At 59.1% G+C, this 17,992-nt stretch carries 17 protein-coding genes; 9 read left to right on the forward strand and 8 right to left on the reverse strand.

What is annotated here, in order from left to right; translation table 11 throughout:
* Positions 1–34: 34 nt before the first annotated feature.
* A complete protein-coding gene (gene ligD, locus ACUN9V_RS18505; RefSeq protein ID WP_445512443.1) occupies positions 35–2,737 on the reverse strand; it encodes a DNA ligase D in 2,703 nt (900 codons plus the stop codon).
* 204 nt (positions 2,738–2,941) lie between these two features.
* Here ligD and ACUN9V_RS18510 point away from each other — a divergent pair, with 204 nt between their 5' ends.
* The 4 genes from ACUN9V_RS18510 to ACUN9V_RS18525 all read left to right on the forward strand — a co-directional run bounded on the left by ACUN9V_RS18510 (position 2,942) and on the right by ACUN9V_RS18525 (position 8,468).
* On the forward strand, positions 2,942–3,406 hold the full coding sequence (locus tag ACUN9V_RS18510) for a hypothetical protein (protein WP_445512444.1): 465 nt from the start codon (positions 2,942–2,944) through the stop codon (positions 3,404–3,406).
* Between the two features lie 312 nt (positions 3,407–3,718).
* On the forward strand, positions 3,719–4,543 hold the full coding sequence (locus tag ACUN9V_RS18515) for a manganese catalase family protein (RefSeq protein WP_445512445.1): 825 nt from the start codon (positions 3,719–3,721) through the stop codon (positions 4,541–4,543).
* 193 nt (positions 4,544–4,736) lie between these two features.
* The gene (locus ACUN9V_RS18520) at positions 4,737–5,966 is read left to right on the forward strand and encodes an acetate/propionate family kinase (RefSeq protein WP_445512446.1); all 1,230 of its coding nucleotides are present in this window, start codon (positions 4,737–4,739) and stop codon (positions 5,964–5,966) included.
* A 96-nt stretch (positions 5,967–6,062) separates the two neighbouring features.
* Positions 6,063–8,468 (forward strand): phosphoketolase family protein, encoded by a 2,406-nt coding sequence (locus ACUN9V_RS18525; RefSeq protein ID WP_445512447.1) that lies wholly within the window; start codon positions 6,063–6,065, stop codon positions 8,466–8,468.
* Between the two features lie 34 nt (positions 8,469–8,502).
* On the opposite strand, the gene ACUN9V_RS18530 is transcribed toward ACUN9V_RS18525, so the two are convergent.
* The 3 genes from ACUN9V_RS18530 to ACUN9V_RS18540 form a co-directional block, all read right to left on the reverse strand.
* Complete coding sequence (locus tag ACUN9V_RS18530; RefSeq protein ID WP_445512448.1) at positions 8,503–9,252, reverse strand: cytochrome c oxidase assembly protein; 750 nt, start codon at positions 9,250–9,252, stop codon at positions 8,503–8,505.
* Positions 9,249–9,728, reverse strand: a complete 480-nt coding sequence (locus tag ACUN9V_RS18535; RefSeq protein ID WP_445512449.1) for a DUF2243 domain-containing protein — start codon at positions 9,726–9,728, stop codon at positions 9,249–9,251. The genes ACUN9V_RS18530 and ACUN9V_RS18535 overlap by 4 nt, the downstream gene beginning before the upstream one ends.
* A 445-nt stretch (positions 9,729–10,173) precedes the next feature.
* Positions 10,174–10,419 (reverse strand): hypothetical protein, encoded by a 246-nt coding sequence (locus ACUN9V_RS18540; protein WP_445512450.1) that lies wholly within the window; start codon positions 10,417–10,419, stop codon positions 10,174–10,176.
* On the opposite strand from ACUN9V_RS18540, the gene ACUN9V_RS18545 reads away from it, so the two are divergent.
* The 4 genes from ACUN9V_RS18545 (at position 10,418) to ACUN9V_RS18560 (ending at position 13,667) form a co-directional block, all read left to right on the forward strand.
* On the forward strand, positions 10,418–10,762 hold the full coding sequence (locus tag ACUN9V_RS18545) for a hypothetical protein (protein ID WP_445512451.1): 345 nt from the start codon (positions 10,418–10,420) through the stop codon (positions 10,760–10,762). The genes ACUN9V_RS18540 and ACUN9V_RS18545 overlap by 2 nt on opposite strands.
* A 657-nt stretch (positions 10,763–11,419) precedes the next feature.
* Positions 11,420–12,235 carry a Crp/Fnr family transcriptional regulator gene (locus tag ACUN9V_RS18550; protein ID WP_445512452.1) on the forward strand — a complete coding sequence of 272 codons (816 nt, stop codon included), beginning with the start codon at positions 11,420–11,422 and terminating at the stop codon, positions 12,233–12,235.
* 148 nt (positions 12,236–12,383) lie between these two features.
* Positions 12,384–12,707 carry a hypothetical protein gene (locus tag ACUN9V_RS18555; protein ID WP_445512453.1) on the forward strand — a complete coding sequence of 108 codons (324 nt, stop codon included), beginning with the start codon at positions 12,384–12,386 and terminating at the stop codon, positions 12,705–12,707.
* A gap of 141 nt (positions 12,708–12,848) precedes the next feature.
* Entirely contained in the window at positions 12,849–13,667 is an 819-nt protein-coding gene (locus tag ACUN9V_RS18560; RefSeq protein WP_445512454.1) for an MBL fold metallo-hydrolase, read from the forward strand.
* A 9-nt stretch (positions 13,668–13,676) separates the two neighbouring features.
* Here the strand turns inward: ACUN9V_RS18560 and ACUN9V_RS18565 are convergent, their stop codons facing one another.
* From ACUN9V_RS18565 to ACUN9V_RS18580, 4 genes are all read right to left on the reverse strand, one after another.
* The gene (locus ACUN9V_RS18565; protein WP_445512455.1) at positions 13,677–14,987 is read right to left on the reverse strand and encodes an arsenic transporter; all 1,311 of its coding nucleotides are present in this window, start codon (positions 14,985–14,987) and stop codon (positions 13,677–13,679) included.
* Positions 14,988–15,081: 94 nt separating this feature from the next.
* Complete coding sequence (gene arsH / locus ACUN9V_RS18570; protein WP_245392319.1) at positions 15,082–15,834, reverse strand: arsenical resistance protein ArsH; 753 nt, start codon at positions 15,832–15,834, stop codon at positions 15,082–15,084.
* A 7-nt stretch (positions 15,835–15,841) separates the two neighbouring features.
* A complete protein-coding gene (arsC, locus tag ACUN9V_RS18575) occupies positions 15,842–16,258 on the reverse strand; it encodes an arsenate reductase (glutaredoxin) (RefSeq protein ID WP_445512456.1) in 417 nt (138 codons plus the stop codon).
* A 7-nt stretch (positions 16,259–16,265) separates the two neighbouring features.
* A complete protein-coding gene (locus ACUN9V_RS18580) occupies positions 16,266–16,616 on the reverse strand; it encodes an ArsR/SmtB family transcription factor (RefSeq protein ID WP_445512457.1) in 351 nt (116 codons plus the stop codon).
* Positions 16,617–17,320: 704 nt separating this feature from the next.
* Here ACUN9V_RS18580 and ACUN9V_RS18585 point away from each other — a divergent pair.
* Positions 17,321–17,548: a hypothetical protein gene (locus ACUN9V_RS18585; RefSeq protein ID WP_445512458.1), complete on the forward strand. Its 228-nt coding sequence runs from the start codon at positions 17,321–17,323 to the stop codon at positions 17,546–17,548.
* The last annotated feature ends 444 nt before the right edge of the window (positions 17,549–17,992 follow it).

Consider the following 17,992-nt stretch of genomic DNA (forward strand, 5'->3'; position numbering starts at 1 on the left):
CCTCGAACATTCTGATCAACATCCCCTCAGCCCTTCAGATTTCCATTCCGGCATCGCGGCAGCGCTTCTTGGTCAGTCGCTGGCGGGCGTCGTCGAAGCCCGCCCACGGGTCCTGTTTCAGTGACGACAGCCGGCGGGGCAGGTTGGTCAACGTGTACTGATCGGCGCTCAGCTTCGGCCCCAGATCCTCCCAGTGAATGGGCGTCGCCACCGGCGCACCGGGGCTGGCACGGACCGAGTAGGAAGCCACCGCCGTGGCGCCGCGGCCGTTGCGCAGGTAGTCGAGAAACACCTTGCCGCGGCGAGCCTGCTTGGACATGTTGAGCGTCAGCTGATCGGGATGACGCTCGGCGCAGCGTTCGCACACGGCTTCGGCGAAGCCCTTGGCGGTCTCCCAGTCGGCATGCGGTTTGAGCGGGACAACCAGGTGCAGACCCTTGCCGCCGGTGGTACGCAGAAACGCGGTGAGTTCGAGTTCGGAAAGCGTCTGGCGCAGCTCGCGGGCGACGTCGATAACCGCCTGCCACTTGCAGTCCGTTGCCGGGTCGAGATCGAACACCAGCTGATCGGGCCGCTCGAGATCGTCGACACGGCTGTTCCAGAGGTGAAATTCGACGGTCCCCATCTGCACCAACGCCACCAGATCGGCGGCACTGCGCGCATAGAGATAGTCGTGCTTGCCGGATTTTTCAGCGATCGTCACGCTCGGCAGATCGTCCGGCATGGTGTCGCTGGGATGCTTCTGGACGAAACACTCCTTGCCGACACCGCCAGGGCAACGCAGCAGCGTCAACGGTCGCTCGGCGAGCCCGGGCAGGATCCACTCGGCTTGCTCGGCATAGAATTCGGCCAGTGCCCGCTTGGTGATGCCTTCGTCCTCGAACAGCACCCGATCGGGATGCGTCAGCCGAATGCCCTCGATCTCGACATCGCCGCCGCTGGATTGCGTCCGGGTGGAACGCTTTGGGGCGGAAGATTCACTCGCTTTCTCGCTCATGGACGGCTCCGTCGCTCGTTGCTGGCTCAGCCGAATATCCTGGGGATCGCGATCCTCGCGCAGGCCGCGAAAGCGCGGATGGCGCAGGCGGCCATCATTGGTCCATTCACTGAAATTAACGTCGATCACGCGCTTGGGCGTGACCCAGTGGCTGCTGGCCAGATCGGGAATGTCGCGCTCGACGAAAGGCGAAGTCTTGCGCGGCGCTCGCGCCAGTTCCCGCTGCCACTCGGCGAGCTGAGCGTGGGAGAATCCGGCACCGACCCGGCCGCAGTAGCGCAGCTTGCCGTCATCGTCATAGGCGCCGATGAGCAGCGAACCGAAGCCATGGCGCGAGCCTTGCGGATCGGTATAGCCGCCGACCACGACCTCGGCCTGACGCTCGGTCTTGGTCTTGAGCCAGTCCCGATTACGGCGTCCGCGATAGAGGGAATCGGCGCGCTTGGAAACGATTCCTTCCAGGCCCTGGCGGCTCGCCTGTTCGAAGAATGCGCCGCCCTCGCCCTCGATATGATCGGTATAGCGCAGCAGGCCACGATTGCCGATCTTCACCGCGTCACAGGTCTGCGCCAATAGCGTCTTGCGATCGCGCAGGGCGACGTCGTCGAGCGCCATACCCTCGAACCCGAGGCCGTCGAGATAGCGCAGATCGAAGATCTGATACACCAGCCCGGCGGTCTTTTCTTCGCTCAGCGCGCCCTGCAGGCGCCGGAAGTCGCTGATACCGTCGCGTCTCAGCGCGACGACCTCGCCGTCGAACAGCGCCTTCTCCAACGGCAACGCTTCGATTGCCTCGGCAATCTCCGGAAAGCGATCCCGCCAGTCGTGACCGTTGCGCGTCAGCAGGCTCACCTTGCCGCGGTCGAGCCGCGCCAGAATGCGATAGCCGTCGAACTTGATCTCGTGGAACCAGTCGTCGCCGGCCGGCGCCTCGTCGACCAGAGTGGCCAGCTGCGCCGAAGGCCGGGCCGGGAGGCTCGCCTTGCGCGCGCCCTCGAGCTGACCGGGATCGATCTTGACGGCCGGAGCCTTGCGGCCACTGGAACGCTTGCCTTCGGTTTTCGCTGAGGTTTTTGACGATGAGGATCGGGAAGATGGGAACTTCGTTGACGACGAGTTCTTTGAAGAAGACTTCGATGCCGAGCCTGTCGATGAAGAGGCTGCCGATGAAGAGGATGGGGACTTCCCTTCGGCGATCTCCGTCATGCGCCGATTCGAAGCCACGCTGACGTCGTCCAGGCTGTCGGGAACATGGGCGTCGGCGGCGTCGTGGCGCTTGATCATCAGCCACTGTTTACCGTCCTCTCGCTTTCCGCCGCTTCCTCGGCCACTCATGCGCTTGAGCGTCCAGGCGCCCTTGAGCTTGTAGCCGTCGAGCGCGAAATCGATCTGGCCGTCGTCGTGCTTGCCGGTCACCCGCCATTCGCCACGATCCCAGATCATCACCGTACCGGCACCGTAGCCATCGGGGATCACCCCTTCGAAGTCACCGTAGTCGAGCGGGTGATCTTCGACCTGAACCGCCAGGTGTTTCTCGCCGGGCTCGAGACTGGGCCCCTTGGGCAAGGCCCAACTCCGTAACACGCCGCCCTCTTCCAACCTCAGGTCGTAGTGCAGATGACTGGCGTCATGTTTGTGGATCACGAAGCTCGACTGCGAACGCTTCCTGCCGCGCTTGCCGCGAGGTTCCGGCGAGCGCGAAAAGTCACGCTTGCGGCGGTAGGTTTCGAGGTCAGCCATCCGTTGCTCCCACAATGATCCTGCGAATCGATAGTCTTCAGCGTAGCCAATGCCCCACCCCGCGCCAGACGCTCTTTCACGACTTGCGACGGAGTCGACAAACCGGCGCATCCTCACTGCCATAGACGGCGACGAGACGAAGCTCAATCGCCTCGAGGTCGATGTCATCTCCCAGATTGGAATTCTTCGGGGGATGCCTTGGGAGTGCAAAACGCTTTCGACAATCTCTTCGAAAACCCCGGCAGGGTTGAAACCTCCCGGCGCCATCGGTCCCTGCCGAGTGGTTTCCACCAATCGGAAATATTCCGTACGTTTAGCCTCTTCGATATCAATGAGAGTGGCGGTATAACGCCCCTTTTCAGGGTGCAGCATAGCGATGATAAGCTCGATGAAAATCGCTTCCTGGCTCGTGTTACCAATGACGCAATGCGCCTAAAATGCCTTCCCGCCGCCACGGTTGACGATGATCTTGGGCTGACGCCACCTTCGGAAATTGAGGAAGAATATCTGAGCGTAAAACAGCAATACCAGGAGCGTACTGAAGTTGGTCATTGCCGTAATCGCCTGGCCATGACTGGTTATCCATTCCATGATTGGCGGGTTCCGCTGTCCATGATCTTCAGACTCCCTCGCGTCCAGCGTCGACTTCTACTAACCCGAAAGGCATAAATCAATTCCGTCAAGCGAGGGAAATAAGAAACGTTATCCTGGGTTAACGATTTCACTTTTTCCTGATGAAAGCGCCATTATTGATCGTGGCAACAACTCAGTCCGAAAACGATCAGATGACAGAATGTTTATATAACACCGTGGTGAGATTCCCTATAACGAATGTTGGTTACCGCTCCTCTAGCGCCTTCCTCGATACAAATAAATACCAAAATAGTCGCCCTGTTTAATCTGAATCAGTAGCGCCTTTTCCAAAGCGAACTAGCTTCAGTGAGCACGGAGCCACTTCTTCACTCAGGTAGGGAGACACCCATGTTTCAACATTCATCGAAGCTTCAGTATCCGGTCAAGGTCGACAAGCCCGATCCGCAGTTCGCCATGCTGCTGCAGCAGGCGATCGGTGGGGTCGAAGGCGAAATCCGCGTTGCCATGCAGTACTTCTTCCAGGCTATGGGCGCGCGTGGCGATGACCGCATTCGCGACCTGCTGATGTCCACGGCCACCGAGGAGCTTTCTCATATCGAGATGCTGGGCCACGCCGTCGCCTTGAACCTGGAGGGGGCGCCGGTCTCCTATCAGGAAGAGTCGGCCAAGGATCCGATCATCAACGCGATTCTCGGCGGCGCCAACCCGCGTCACCTGCTCTCTTCCGGCCTTTCCGCCATGCCGGTCAACGCCAATGGCGTGCCGTTCGACATGAGCCACGTCTATGCCACCGGCAATATCGCCGCGGACATGATGGCCAACGTCGCGGCGGAGTCCGGGGGGCGCGTACTGGCCTCGCGTCTGTACAACTGGACCAGCGACAAGGGCATGAAAGACTTTCTTTCGTTCTTGATCGCGCGCGATACCTACCATCAGCAGCAATGGCTGGCGGTCATCGAAGAACTGGGCGGTCTCGAGAAGAATCTGCCGATCCCCAACTCCACGCCCGAAGCTCACGAGGCGATGGAGCACTCCTACTACTACCTCAACACGCTGACCGACAAGGAAGCCCCGATGGGACGCTGGAATCAGGGTCCGTCGCTGGATGGCAGAGGCGAGTACTCGACGCGGCAGAAGCCGGAACCCGAAGGCCAGGAACCCTCTCTGGGCAAGGCTCGCGAAGGCTCCGGCGCTCAGAAAGAGCAGATGTAAGCCGAGGCTACCGGCCGCTGCGAGCCAGTAGCGATAACGACGGGTCTCGAGATGTCGAGGCCCGTTCTCGTTTGAAGGGTGGCCCAAGGTGGACCACGCTTTGAATGATCAGGCCGAAGCTAGGACCTCGGCCATTATACCGCCTGCTGTTTCCAGTGGCGGGTTGTGAGAATGGAACAGGGACGACGATCTCATGGCAGCGTCACAATCGCATATCATCGCGCTCAATGCCGGCTCCTCCAGCATCAAGCTTTCGCTATATCGCCTCAGGGCCGGGAGCGATGCTGCTCCTGAGTCCGAAAGCACCGCACCCGAGCTGGTTGCCCATGCCCAGGTCGAGGAGATCGGCGAGTCGTCCCATCTCACCGCCGAGCTCGCCGATGGCACCCGCTTTCTCGATGAAACGCCCGGCGATGACGAGATTGCGGATCATGATCACGCCTACGCCCGGTTGCGCGAGGCGCTCGATGACCAGTTCGGCGAACTTGAGCTGGTCGCGGTGGGCCATCGCATCGTCCATGGCGGAGACCTCTTTCCCGCGCCAGTGGCGATCGACAATGACGTTCGCGACAAGATCGCGGCGCTGTCGCCGATGGCGCCGTTGCATCAGCCGCATCATCTTGAGGACATCGACGCTGTCAGCCGATTCGCCCCCGAAACGCTGCAGGTCGCCTGTTTCGATACCAGCTTCCATCTCGACATGCCCCGCGTCGCGCAATTGACCGGCCTGCCCTACGCGTTCTTCGAACGCGGCATTCGCCGTTTTGGTTTTCACGGCCTGTCGTACGAGTACATCGCCGGCCGGCTGCCGGAGATAGATCCGCGGTTGGCCGAGGGCCGTACCGTGGTCGCGCATCTGGGTAACGGCGCCAGCCTCTGTGCACTGCAGGCGGGCAGCAGTATTGACACCTCCATGAGCTTCACCGCGCTCGATGGGCTGCCCATGGGTACGCGCTCGGGGGCGCTCGACCCGGGCTTACTGCTCTATCTCGAACAACAGCTCGGTTATTCGAACGAGGATCTCCAGTCGCTGCTCTATCACGATGCCGGATTGATCGGGATCTCGGGTATTTCCAGCGACATGCAGACCCTGCTGGAGAGCGACTCGCCCCGCGCCCGGCTGGCGGTCGATTTTTTCGTCTACCGGGTGGCCCAGGAAGTCGGTCGCATGGCGGTCAGCCTGGGCGGACTCGATGGCCTGGTGTTCACCGCCGGCATCGGTGAACACTCGGCGCCGGTCCGTCAGGCGGTGGTCGAGCGACTGGCGGGATTCTTGCCAGTGACGCTCGACGACGACGCCAACCGTGGCACCGAGCCGGGACGTATCTCGACGCCGGAGAGCGCCGTCACCGTCCATGTCGTCGCCACCGACGAAGAGGCGATGATCGCTCGCCATACCTGGCGCCTGTGGCAGTCGCGCTGACATCCGCGGTTGACGTCAGGCGCCGATGGTCGAGCGTCCCGATCCTACCTCGGCCCGTCGCCGTTTCACTCACTCAATCGATTCAGGAGCGCCCTCATGACCGGACCCACGACCCAGCCGATTCTGCCTGTCGAAAAGGACGAGGAGACGCTGAAGCGGATCGATCACTGGTGGCGAGCCGCGAACTATCTGGCTGTCGGCCAGATTTATCTCATCGACAACCCGCTGCTCGAGACGCCGCTGCAGCTCGAACACATCAAGCCACGTCTGCTCGGCCACTGGGGTACGGTGCCGGGGCTCAACCTGATCTACGCGCACCTCAACGCGCAGATCCGGCGGCGCGATCTCGACGTGATCTTTCTCGCCGGCCCGGGCCACGGGGGGCCGGCGATGCTCGCCAATGTCTGGCTCGAGAACAGCTACAGCGAACACTTTTCGCATGTGACCCGCGATGCCGAAGGCATGAAGCAGCTGTTTCGCCAGTTCTCGACGCCGGGCGGCGTGCCCAGCCACGTCAGCGTGCCGACACCGGGATCGATCCACGAAGGGGGCGAACTGGGCTACGTGCTGACTCACGCTTTCGGGGCAGTGTTCGACAATCCGGGGCTGATCGCGACGGCGGTCGTCGGTGACGGCGAAGCGGAGACCGGTCCGCTGGAAGGCTCATGGAAGGGCGTCAACTATCTCAACCCGGTGCGGGATGGCGCGGTGCTGCCGATTCTGCATCTCAACGGCTACAAGATCGGTTCGCCGACAGTACTCGCCCGCAAGAGTGACGAAGAGCTGGATCATTATTTTCGCGGCCACGGCTACGCGCCGATCTTTGTCGAAGGCAACAATCCGGCAATCGTTCATCGCGATTTCGCTGCCGCGCTGACCGATGTGCTCGACCAGATTCACGAAATCCAGCAGCAGGCGCGACAGGAAGGCATCGAACGCCGGCCGATATGGCCGATGATCGTGCTGCGCACCCCCAAGGGCTGGACCGGGCCGGTTTCCGTCGACGAGCTGCCGGTGGAAGGCACGTTTCGCGCCCATCAGGTGCCGATGTCCGGGCTAGGCGACCATCCGGAGCGTCTGCAGCAGCTCGAGCAGTGGATGAAGTCCTATCGACCGGAGGAGCTTTTCGACGCCCAAGGCGAACCCCGGGAGAACGTGACCGCGCTGACCCCGCAGAGCGAACGGCGGATGGGTTCCAAGCCCCACGCCAATGGCGGCAGCTTGCGCCAGCCGCTGGCATTCCGCTCGCTCGAGGCCTACGCGGTCGCCATCGACGACGCCAACCGTGGCCGCGAGTTTCACGGCTCCACCGAGCGCCTCGGCCAGTTCATGCGCGATATCTACGTCGACAATCCGCACAATTTCCGCCTGTTCTGCCCCGACGAGGTCAAATCCAACAAGCTCGACGCGGTGCTGGAAGTCACCGACCGCGGCTTCATGGGGCCGTTCGACGACAATGACGAACAACTGTCCATGGACGGTCGCATGCTCGAGGTGCTCAGCGAGCACAACTGCAGCGGCTGGCTGGAAGGCTATGTGCTGACCGGCCGGCATGGCCTCTTTGCCAGCTACGAGGCGTTCGTCTCGATCATCGATTCGATGGCGATCCAGCATGCCAAGTGGCTCGAACACGCTCGTGACGTGCCGTGGCGCGCCTCGGTGCCCTCGATGAACTATCTATTGACCTCGACCTGCTGGCGCAACGACCACAACGGTTTCAGCCACCAGGGTCCGGGATTCATCGACATGCTGTTGAGCAAGCAGCCGGAGGTGGTGAGAATCTATCTGCCGCCGGATGCCAACACGCTGCTGGCGACTGCCCAACACTGCTTCGACAGCGTCGATCATCTCAACGCCATCGTCATCGACAAGCACCCTCAGCTGCAGTATCTGACGATGGACGAAGCCCGGGAACATTGTCGTCAGGGGCTGGGCACCTGGGAGTGGGCCAGCAACGATGGCGACGACGAGCCGGATATCGTCATGGCCTGCGCCGGCGACATCGCCACGCAGGAGACATTGGCGGCGGTGGACATCCTGCGCACCTATCTGCCGTCGCTGAAAGTCCGCGTGGTCAATGTGGTCGATATCATGACTCTACGCTTGAACCATCCGCACGGGATCAGCCAGGAACATTTCGTCGAGCTGTTCACGGCCGAGCGCCCGGTGGTCTTCGCCTTCCACGGCTTCCGTGGCGTGGTCCATCAACTGATTCACAATCGCCCCGATACCGAACGTTTCCACGTCCGCGGCTATCAGGAAGAGGGAACCACCACCACGCCGTTCGACATGACGGTCCTCAATCACATGAGCCGCATGCATCTGGCGCTGGATGCCCTGCGCTATCTGCCGGAGCAGTGGGAGAACGCCGTTGAACTCATCGAGGATCTGCAGGCGTTACTGCAGAAACATCACCGCTATATTCGTGAGCATCTCGACGATATCCCGGAGATTACCCAGTGGGTCTGGTCGGGCGGCAAGATCGAACTTCCACTGGATTAGAGCGATCGGGAGCGATGACGCCCTTTTGGGCGTTTCAGGAAGTTATCGATGCCGGTGTTTCCCGATAGCGGGAACGCAGCCATTGACGTGCCAGCAGATAGACGAGCAGCGCTTCCGGCAGCTCGCCGGCATAGAACATCAGTTCGGCGCCCTGGCGCACCTGCTCCAGAGGAACCGAGGCCGGAAAGTGGAACTGGAACATCCACTTGGAGAGCATGGCGTGGCCCGCCATCGACACCACCAGCACCGCGAAGCGCCATTCGAGGGCCGGCCGCTGTGGCGCCGGGTCTGGCCCCGCGATCGCCCAGCTGAACAGGCATCCCGCGATGATGAAATGCCAGTGAAGCCACAGGGCGAACCCGGGCGAGTGGAGCATGACGGCGTACAGATCCGTGAGGTAGAGCGCCATCATGCCACCGACGTTCAATACCGCGGCCGTGACCGGATGACTCAATATCCGGATGGGCAGTGACGACACGAACCCGACCCAGCGTCTTCCCCAGCGGGCAGGTACGTTCTTCAACGCCAGCGTGACCGGCGCCGCCATCACCAGCCCCAGCGGGGCGATCATCCCGGCAACGAGATGCATCACCATATGGCCGCGAAAATCCCCGTGCGCCCAGCGCATCAGCGGCGGCGACAGCACGATGCCGATCGCGAGCGTGCTGGCGCAGAAGAGCACCAGGCGCCAGCGTGGCCACGCGCGGCCACGCGTCTTCAGCCGCCACCAGCCCCAGCCGTAGAGCCCGGCAAGCAGCCCGAAGACCAGCGTGAACCCGTTCACCGCTGACTCATCGCCTCGCCGTGTCGGGCGCGACGCAGCAGCCAGTAGCCGATGCCCAGCAGCAACAGGCCGGCGGCATTCCAACCGATATCGTAGATCAGCAGGTTGTCGACGTAGCGCACCTGATGGAGCCCCAGGATCTTGTGATCGACGATGCCGTCGAAAAGCTGAAAGCCGCCCATGCCCAGCAGGAAACCGGCCCCGCGGTATCCGGCAGCATGCTGACCGGTCTCGTGCAGGCGCAGCATCAGCGCCGCGCCGGAGACCAGGAGTACCAGCTCCAGCGTGTGCAGCAGCCCGTCCGAAGCGAGCGCCAAGGCCGAGCTGTCGGTCTCGACGAAATGGTGCCAGGCCAACAGTTGGTGAAAGATGATCTCGTCCAGCGCCGCCATCACGCCGATCCCCAAGAGAATCGCCGCCAACAGCGTCGCCCCCACACGAGTCCGGACCCGATTCTTCCTATCGCTGCCGTTCATGCCGACCTCCCTTTTCCTGCGCCATCGGTTCTATGCACCATCGGTAAAACCGTCATTCCCCACTTCGTGCAAGCGGGAGCGCCCGCTACTAGCCACGGTTCACCAGAATCCATTACCCTTCGAACTCGACGAAAAGGACCCGATGAAAAGGGCCCGGTGAAAAGAACCCGACGAAAAAAACCCGACCTGTGGGCCGGGTTTAGATCGTTGCGTTTCCTTGCATACTCTTCATGGCTTCCTGCCATGCATCCCTGTGAATATCGCTTCCCGCGATTTCCTTCCTTGGCACTACGTCTTCCTGACGCTGTACAAGCACTCTACGCCTCAAAGCCGCTGATAAAGCTTATCTAAGTTAAGTGTCCCCAACAGATATGTATCGAGATGTAAGTAGCGATATCGCGTTTCGCCCTGAACCCCGTGCGGTCACTGAATTGACCCGCATCTGTCATCGAATTGCGACCCACTGCCGATAGAGCTGTACGCAGTCCTGCGCCATGCGCCTGGACGTGAAGCATTCCAGAAACGCTCCACGGACCCGGCGGCGCTCCAATTCCCGCGCGCGCTTCACGGCTTCCACGGCCTCTGAGTGGGGGTCGACGACGAGTCCGCTGACGCCCCAGATCTTGTCGAGCAGCGCGACGATGCCGATTTCCCGCTCGAATCCGTCGAACAGCGAAGGATCGGCCGTCATGACACTGACCGGCGGGAGAAAACTCCCGGATGATGGCCATGGTGCGACGCGCATGGCCATTGCCCTGATGATGCACGAAAAAGCTGATGGGTTTTTTCATGACACGTGCCTTGTGCTGAATTTCCGCCCCAAGGTTCCGCGTTACTACTCCACCGAGCCTTTGGCGACTTCCGATCACCTGCCCACTCTCTACGAGTCTTCCACGATGGGTTTCCGTAGCCATGTCTCATCAAGGCTCAGGCGGCCGAGCCGAATCACTCTACGCCCGGCTTTGACTCCCAGCACTTCAAGCAGGCTAAGAAGCAGGCAGTTCCGCATGACCCATCATGGCCTGAAGCGCTAAGCCGTAAATAAATATGTAAATTTATGCAATATCAACACAGATTAATTTTAGTAGAAAAGCCCTCTAGAAATCAGAGCGCTTGCTACCCCAAAGGGTCTTTTCAATCACCTGCCAATATCCTGGGTTAGTTTTGCTAAAAACGCGATATTTTTTAAAAAATATCAATAATAACAGCATCTTGAAATTAAGTATGATGAGGCTCTCGGAAGCTCAAAATCGGGCCGAAATTTACGGCTAGTCTCGACAACGTTTGGTAACACCAACCGTTAGACATTTCCCGGCGAGCAACTAGGTTTAAAGCAGAAAACTCGCTGCTCCCGTCGAGCAGGAGAGTCATCAAAGTGAAAATTCATGTCAGCACCACACTGAATTTTCCGGAATAAACCCTTCACCCTATTTCACTCTGGCGCTACGACATTCAGTTGATTTCAATGCCGATCCTCGAATTTTTCCTTCACTCAGCCTTTTGATTGGAGGACCGTTAAGATAAGTACACCAGAGGGAATCGGCTAGTTATATTCAATATTTTTAATGAAATTCCTAGCACTTTATCGTCTGGAAAAGATCTGGCGTCAATCAGTCGGTGCGAGCTTGCGCAAGAAATGCTCTGCCGTTTTCCCCCAAGGAAGCGAAAACATGTCTTCGTATTCAATGAGCATGGATATCAACCTGCAGAAAGGCCACTGCTTGCAGGATAAGAACCGCGTTTCACTGAACGGACAGTCCTGGTTTGGTTACTCGATCTACTTCGACATTCTGTCACGACATGCTCCCTTAACGCGGTCGGAAAGAGAGGCGCTCCGTGGGGTGCAGCAGACTCCCACAAGAGTCAAGCGAGGCGGCGTCATCAAGAGCGAGAATTGCCATCAAGGTTCGCTTCTTGCGATACAGGATGGTTGGGCATACTCGTCTCGTTTGACGCGGGAAGGCGATCGAAAAATCATCGATCTCTATCTGCCCGGTGACATCATCGGCATGAGAGATTATTACCAGGGTGGCGGCGTCGAACAGATCGTCATGTTGACCGAAGGTCTGATCATTCCCGCCGCTAAAAACAAGGTCGACGAGGCCATGGAGGGCAGTTCGAACCTGGCTCGTGCTTTTCTGTCACTCGCCATGTACCAGAGCCATCTCATGGCGGATCGTCTCAACAATCTTATCAATCACGATGCCACGACGCGAATCGCCTATTTTATCCTCGAGTTGCACACCAGGCTGAATAGAACAGATCGGGACGCGCGCGAAGTCTTTCTCCCTCTTTCGCAGCAGGTCATCGGCGATCTACTGGGCATGACCAATGTCCACGTCTGCCGCTGCCTGAATCAGCTGGAGCTTATGGGTCTGCTCAGTCGACACAGGGAGAGCCGAATTCTCGAGATATTGGACTACGAAAAATTGGTCGATATCGCGCGTTTCAATACGGCCTATACGCATCATCTGCCGAGACTCTCCCAAGTCGCGGCACCTCATTGAGCGTTACTGACCAGCTTCATCGATGAACGTGCGTATGCCAGACGTATGACGATATGAATGTCAAATGTATGTCCGAGTACGGCACGTTACCTGACTTCCGTATTTGACGGCATTTCAATCTCAATTCAGTCCCAACTCGAGAGACGACATGATGAGTGATATTTCAAAAAGCGCCAGGAAGCCGAACCAGGAGAGCGATAAGGCCAGACAGGCCATGCAGAAAGACACGCCCTCCAGCGAATCCGGCAGTCAGCCAAACCCCGGTCAATCAAGCCACGAAGAGCCGAAGCCTTATCGTACCGATGAAAATGTGGACAACCAGAAATCGAAGTATTCGCGGAAAGAGCCTGGCCACAACAACGCCATGGACAAGACGCCCGTTCCCGGGGCGCAGCTGACCAGGGAGAAAAAGGCTCACAAGGATAATATCGATAAGGAATCCGACAATTCGAACCCCAAGGCCAGCGGCTGACTCGCTGAGCACTGCCGGCATAAACGGCTATTCACTGGACGATGTTGACGCTGTTGTGTGCGACGTCCTCGCGAATCACCTTGGCATCCCCGCCCTGGCAAATCAGTCTTTGCCCCCCAGTCCGACGGCACAGGAAAACTCATGAGAGAGGAAACGCGGCAATCTCTGGCTTCGGGACTGACATCGGTCAGACACAATCAAACCCTGCCGGTAGCGCCTGATGTCACCCAACTGACGCTGAAGTTCGTCAACGTCTGCTTCATCGCCGAGCCCAGCCGGCAACGCTGGGTGCTGATCGATACCGCCCTCCCCCGGCAGGAAAGCCAGATCGTTGCCTGGGCCGAGAGGGTCTTCGGCACCCTGCCCCCGGCAGCCATCATCCTGACACATGGCCATTTCGATCACGTCGGCTCGGCAATGGCATTGAGCCGCCATTGGCAGGTGCCGTTGTACGCCCACACGCTGGAATTCCCTTATCTGACCGGCGCGAATCCATACCCGCCCGCCGATGCGTCAGCCGGAGGCGGTGCCATTTCGCAACTCTCCCCGATATTTCCGCGCGGCCCTTTCCACCTCGAAGACGTCTTGTCACCGCTCCCCGAGGATGGGTCGGTACCCGGACTGGCATCGTGGCGCTGGATACCCACGCCGGGGCACACGCCCGGCCATGTTTCATTGTTCAGAGAAGAGGACAGAACATTGGTCGCGGGTGATGCCTTCGTGACCGTCCAGCAGGAATCGCTTCATCAGGTCGTCCTTCAGCGCGCCAGGCTCAGCGGCCCGCCGCGATATTTCACCCAGGACTGGGAGCAGGCTCTCGAATCGATCCGTCGTCTCGCTGCGCTGAAGCCCGCGGTAGTAACGGCAGGCCACGGCCCACCGATCGGTGGCGCCCTGCTAACCAATGGATTGGCGCATATGATCGATCACTTCCACGTTGACCACATGCCCAGACGCTAATCGTGGTATTTAAGATCGTGGCAGTGCCGGCAGCCACAGCGCCAGCGCGACGAGCGTCGCCAGCAGTACCGGCGGGGTGATCAAAAGGCCGATCTTCATGTACTGCCCCCAGCCGATCTTGTAGCCCTTGCCCGCCAGCACGTGCAGCCACAGAAGCGTCGCCAGGCTGCCAATGGGGGTAAACTTCGGCCCCAGGTCGTTGCCGATCACGTTGGCATAGACCATCAGCTCCTGGGTCACCGCCGGCACCTGGGCCCGGTCGATGGCCAGTGCCCCCACCAGCGTCGACGGCAGGTTGTTCATGATCGAGGCGACGATGGCGGAGAGAAACCCGGTGCCGATGGTGGCGACGAAGTCGCCCTGTCCGGCCAGCCACTGCAGCGCCCGGGCGCCGTAATCGGTCAGGCCCGCATTACCCAGCCCGTAGACCACCAGATACATGCCGATGGAGAACAGTACGATCTGCCAAGGCGCGCCCTTGAGCGCCGCGGTGACCGAGACGGCGGCGTCCTTGCCGCCCCGCCACCAGCGACCGGCGATCGCCATCAGCACGATCGCCGCGGCACCGGTGACGAAGGCGATGGGAATGCCCAGCGGCGCAGTGACGAAATAGGCGACGAGCAGCACGCTCAGCAGCGGAAAGGCGGCGCGAAAAATCAGCGAATCCTTGATCGCCGAGCGGGGGGCATCGAGCTCCGCCACCGAATAGCGCTTGGGAATCCGCCGGCCGAAGGCGATCCAGAGCACGATCAGCGTCGCCACCAGCGAGACCAGATTGACCGGCACCATGACCGCCGCGTAACGGTCGAAGGCGATATCGAAGTAGTTGGCGCTGACGATGTTGACCAGGTTGGAGATGATCAGCGGCAGGCTGGTGGTATCGGCGACGAAGCCGGTGGCGATGATGAACGCCAGCGCCGCCGGCGGCGAGAAGTCCAGCCGCAGCAGGATCGCGATCACGATCGGCGTCAGCAGCAGCGCCGCGCCGTCATTGGCGAAGAACGCCGCGATCACCGCGCCCAGCACTACCACTAGCGGAAAAAGCAGATGCCCGCGGCCGTTGCCCCAGCGGGCGACATGCAGCGCCGCCCAGGCGAAGAACCCGGCCTCGTCGAGAATCAGCGAGATGACGATCAGGGCGACGAAGGTGAACGTCGCATCCCAGACGATATCCCACACCACGCCGACATCGGACAGCCGCACCACGCCCGCGAGCAGTGCCACCAGCGCCCCGCCGAGAGCGCTCCAGCCAATTCCCAGCCCCTTGGGCTGCCAGATCACCAGGATCAGGGTGACGACGAAAATAGCCAGTGCCAGCATCGTATGACCGTGCCTCAATGAGTGCTTTTAATGAGTGCTTTGTTAGCGTGTGCTTCTCGCACGTACTTCTCGCACGTACTTCTAGCGCGTGCTTCTAGTGAGTGCCTTGATTGACGCGACGCGAAAGTTCTTCCGCGCTCTCCACCCGTTCGGAGTAACGATCGGTAAGATAGGCCGAGCGCCCCCGGGTCAGCCAGGTGAACTTAACGAGTTCCTCGCAGACATCGACGATGCGCATGTAGAGCGGCGAGGGTTTCATGCGTCCGGCGTCGTCGAACTCGTTGAACGCCTTGGGCACGGAGGACTGGTTGGGGATCGTGATCATCCGCATCCAGCGCCCCAGAATCCGCAGCTGGTTGACCGCATTGAAGCTCTGGCTGCCGCCGGAGACTTCCATCACCGCCAGCGTCTTGCCCTGAGTGGGGCGAACGCCGCCCAGCGATAGCGGAATCCAGTCGACCTGCGCCTTCATCACGCCGGTCATGGCACCATGACGCTCCGGACTGACCCACAGCATGCCATCGGACCATTCGGCGAGATCGCGCAGTTCCTGCACCTTGGGGTGCTCGGCCTCGGCATCGTCCGGCAGCGGCAGACCGGAAGGATCGAAGGTTCGCACCTCGCAGCCGTACCAGCGCAGCAGTCGGCCCGCTTCCTCGGAGGCCAGCCGAGAAAAGGAGCGCTCCCGCAGGGAACCGTAGAGCACCAGAATTTTCGGCGGATGGCGCGGTTCATCGGCACCGATCAGCGCCTCGACGTCGATCGGCTGCAGCTTGTCGAGATCGATATTGGGTAGGTCGCCGGCATCCACCGAACTCTTCGTTTCACGCGTGCTCATGTCACTCATGTCCCTTTCACTCACGCCCCGACACCTCGGCATGTACGACTTCACCGTCTTCCTTGGTGAAGGTCGCCACCGGGTTGGCCAGCAGCGCCAGCACGCGCTCCGAAGGTCGGCACAGCCGGGCCCCCTTGTCGGTGGCCACGATCGGCCGATTGATCAGGATCGGATGTGCCATCATCGCGTCGATCAACTGCTCATCGCTCAGGGCCGGGTCGTCGAGGCCAAGCTCGTCGAACGGGGTGCCCTTGCGGCGCAGCAGTTCGCGCGGGGTGATACCAATCATCGAGATCAATTCGAGCAGACGCTCGCGAGAGGGCGGTGTCTCGAGATACTCGATCACCTCCGGCGTCTCGCCGGAGGCTTCGATCATCGCCAGCGTATTGCGCGACGTGCCGCATGCGGGATTGTGATAGATCAGGGGATTCATGGCGCCCTCACGGTTTATTTTCGATAGCGGAACATTCACCCAACGCCTTCAAAAACGGCTCGCAGACTTCGGGATGGCCGGCGCAGCAGTCGCGTACCAGAAACTGGATCGTCTCCTTCATGTGGGAGAGATCCGCGCGATAGATGATCGACCGGCTCTGCCGACGCGACGCCACCCAACCGGCCCGTGCCAGCACCGAAAGATGCGCCGACATCGTGTTGTGGGGCACGGATAGCTGACGCGCGATTTCGCCCGCCGGAAGCCCCTCGGGCTCGTGACGCACCAGCAGCCGATAGGCCTCGAGGCGAGTCTCCTGAGACAACGCGGCAAAGCTCTGGGTAACGGTAGATATGTCCATGTGTCCGACATTATAGACATATCGTTGGCAATGGAAGACCTCGCGAACTGATTCACGTCCGTGTGCTGTGAGCTCACGCATCCGGAACGATCATGGTCGGGGCATCGCACAAACCCAGAGCAGCCGTCACCTACAAAATATCCAGGGATCAACTCTTCTTGGGCGATATTGCCAGAAAAAAGAATAAGGCGGTCAGGGTGAAAAAACGCGGGAGGAAATCAATCGATCAATCTACCTAGATAATCTACGTAAAACAAAAACTGCCAAAGCTCCGGTGCCGACACCACGTCGAACCCGGGACCTACTGATTACAAGATGTGTCCCTAGCGGCCCGCTCTGGGTAATTTTCTTTAAATTCAATTACTTATCGGCGCTATCTGGCTGGCTACGTACCACTATGGCTAGTGACAATGGACAACATTTGGACAGCGAATTGACTGATTCGCCTGACCATAGCGCTTGTACTAGCAATTTTAGGCTAAAATCCAGCTGCAAAAGACCACTCAACCTATTGCTTCTATAGGTAAATTGTGATCATCCACTGCACACACCAAGGCACGTTCCATCGACGTTACACTCCTATCCTTGCGAAAAAGGATAGCCTGTAGTGTACTTAAAATATGTATGTGTGAAGACATAAAGCGAAATAGTCAAAAACTAATAAAAAACGAAAATCAATAGCTAAACATAATGGAGAAGCCGCGATGAGCATCCTAGTCAGTTTACTGGAACCTATTCTTTATCCAAGTTTTAGGAAAGCTCGCTCCGAAAGCACAATTGTGTCTTCAAACGATATCGAGATACTTGGTCGTGGCACTGTTATTTTGAAAGAAGAAGCTATTAAAAGTAGAATTTCTCAGATCAATGATGATGATCTTAAAGAGGCACTGCAAAAGAGCCATCGAGTAGAACTTTCTCTCAATGAAAAATAAACTGTAAGACTATATATGCTAGCCTTCCTTATAGCACCAATTCTAGTATGTGGGATAATTTGGATACAAAGCGATCCTAGAGAATATTTTAAAATCAGCACATACCAAGGGTGGCTAGTATACTTACATGCTGCTAAATTTGGCTTTATCTTAGTTATTATTTCATATATTGTTTCTGAGGCCATCATTTCTCCTTTAGTAACATTGCTCTTACACCTAGTTAGCGTTGACTACGATTTTTCACCCCTAGGCATAATAACCCAACTGATTAACGGCTCATTACCTGGCGCTGTCAAAGACTCGACACAAGAAGGCATGGCGGTCTCAATGACCAAGCGCAACACGTGACCCATCAGGTACGGTGTTGCCATGAACCACTGCTATCGCCATCTTTCTGCTGAAGACCGGGCCGCCATCATGATGATGCGAGCCACGCATTCGATC

This window comes from Salinicola sp. V024 (assembly GCF_052645315.1).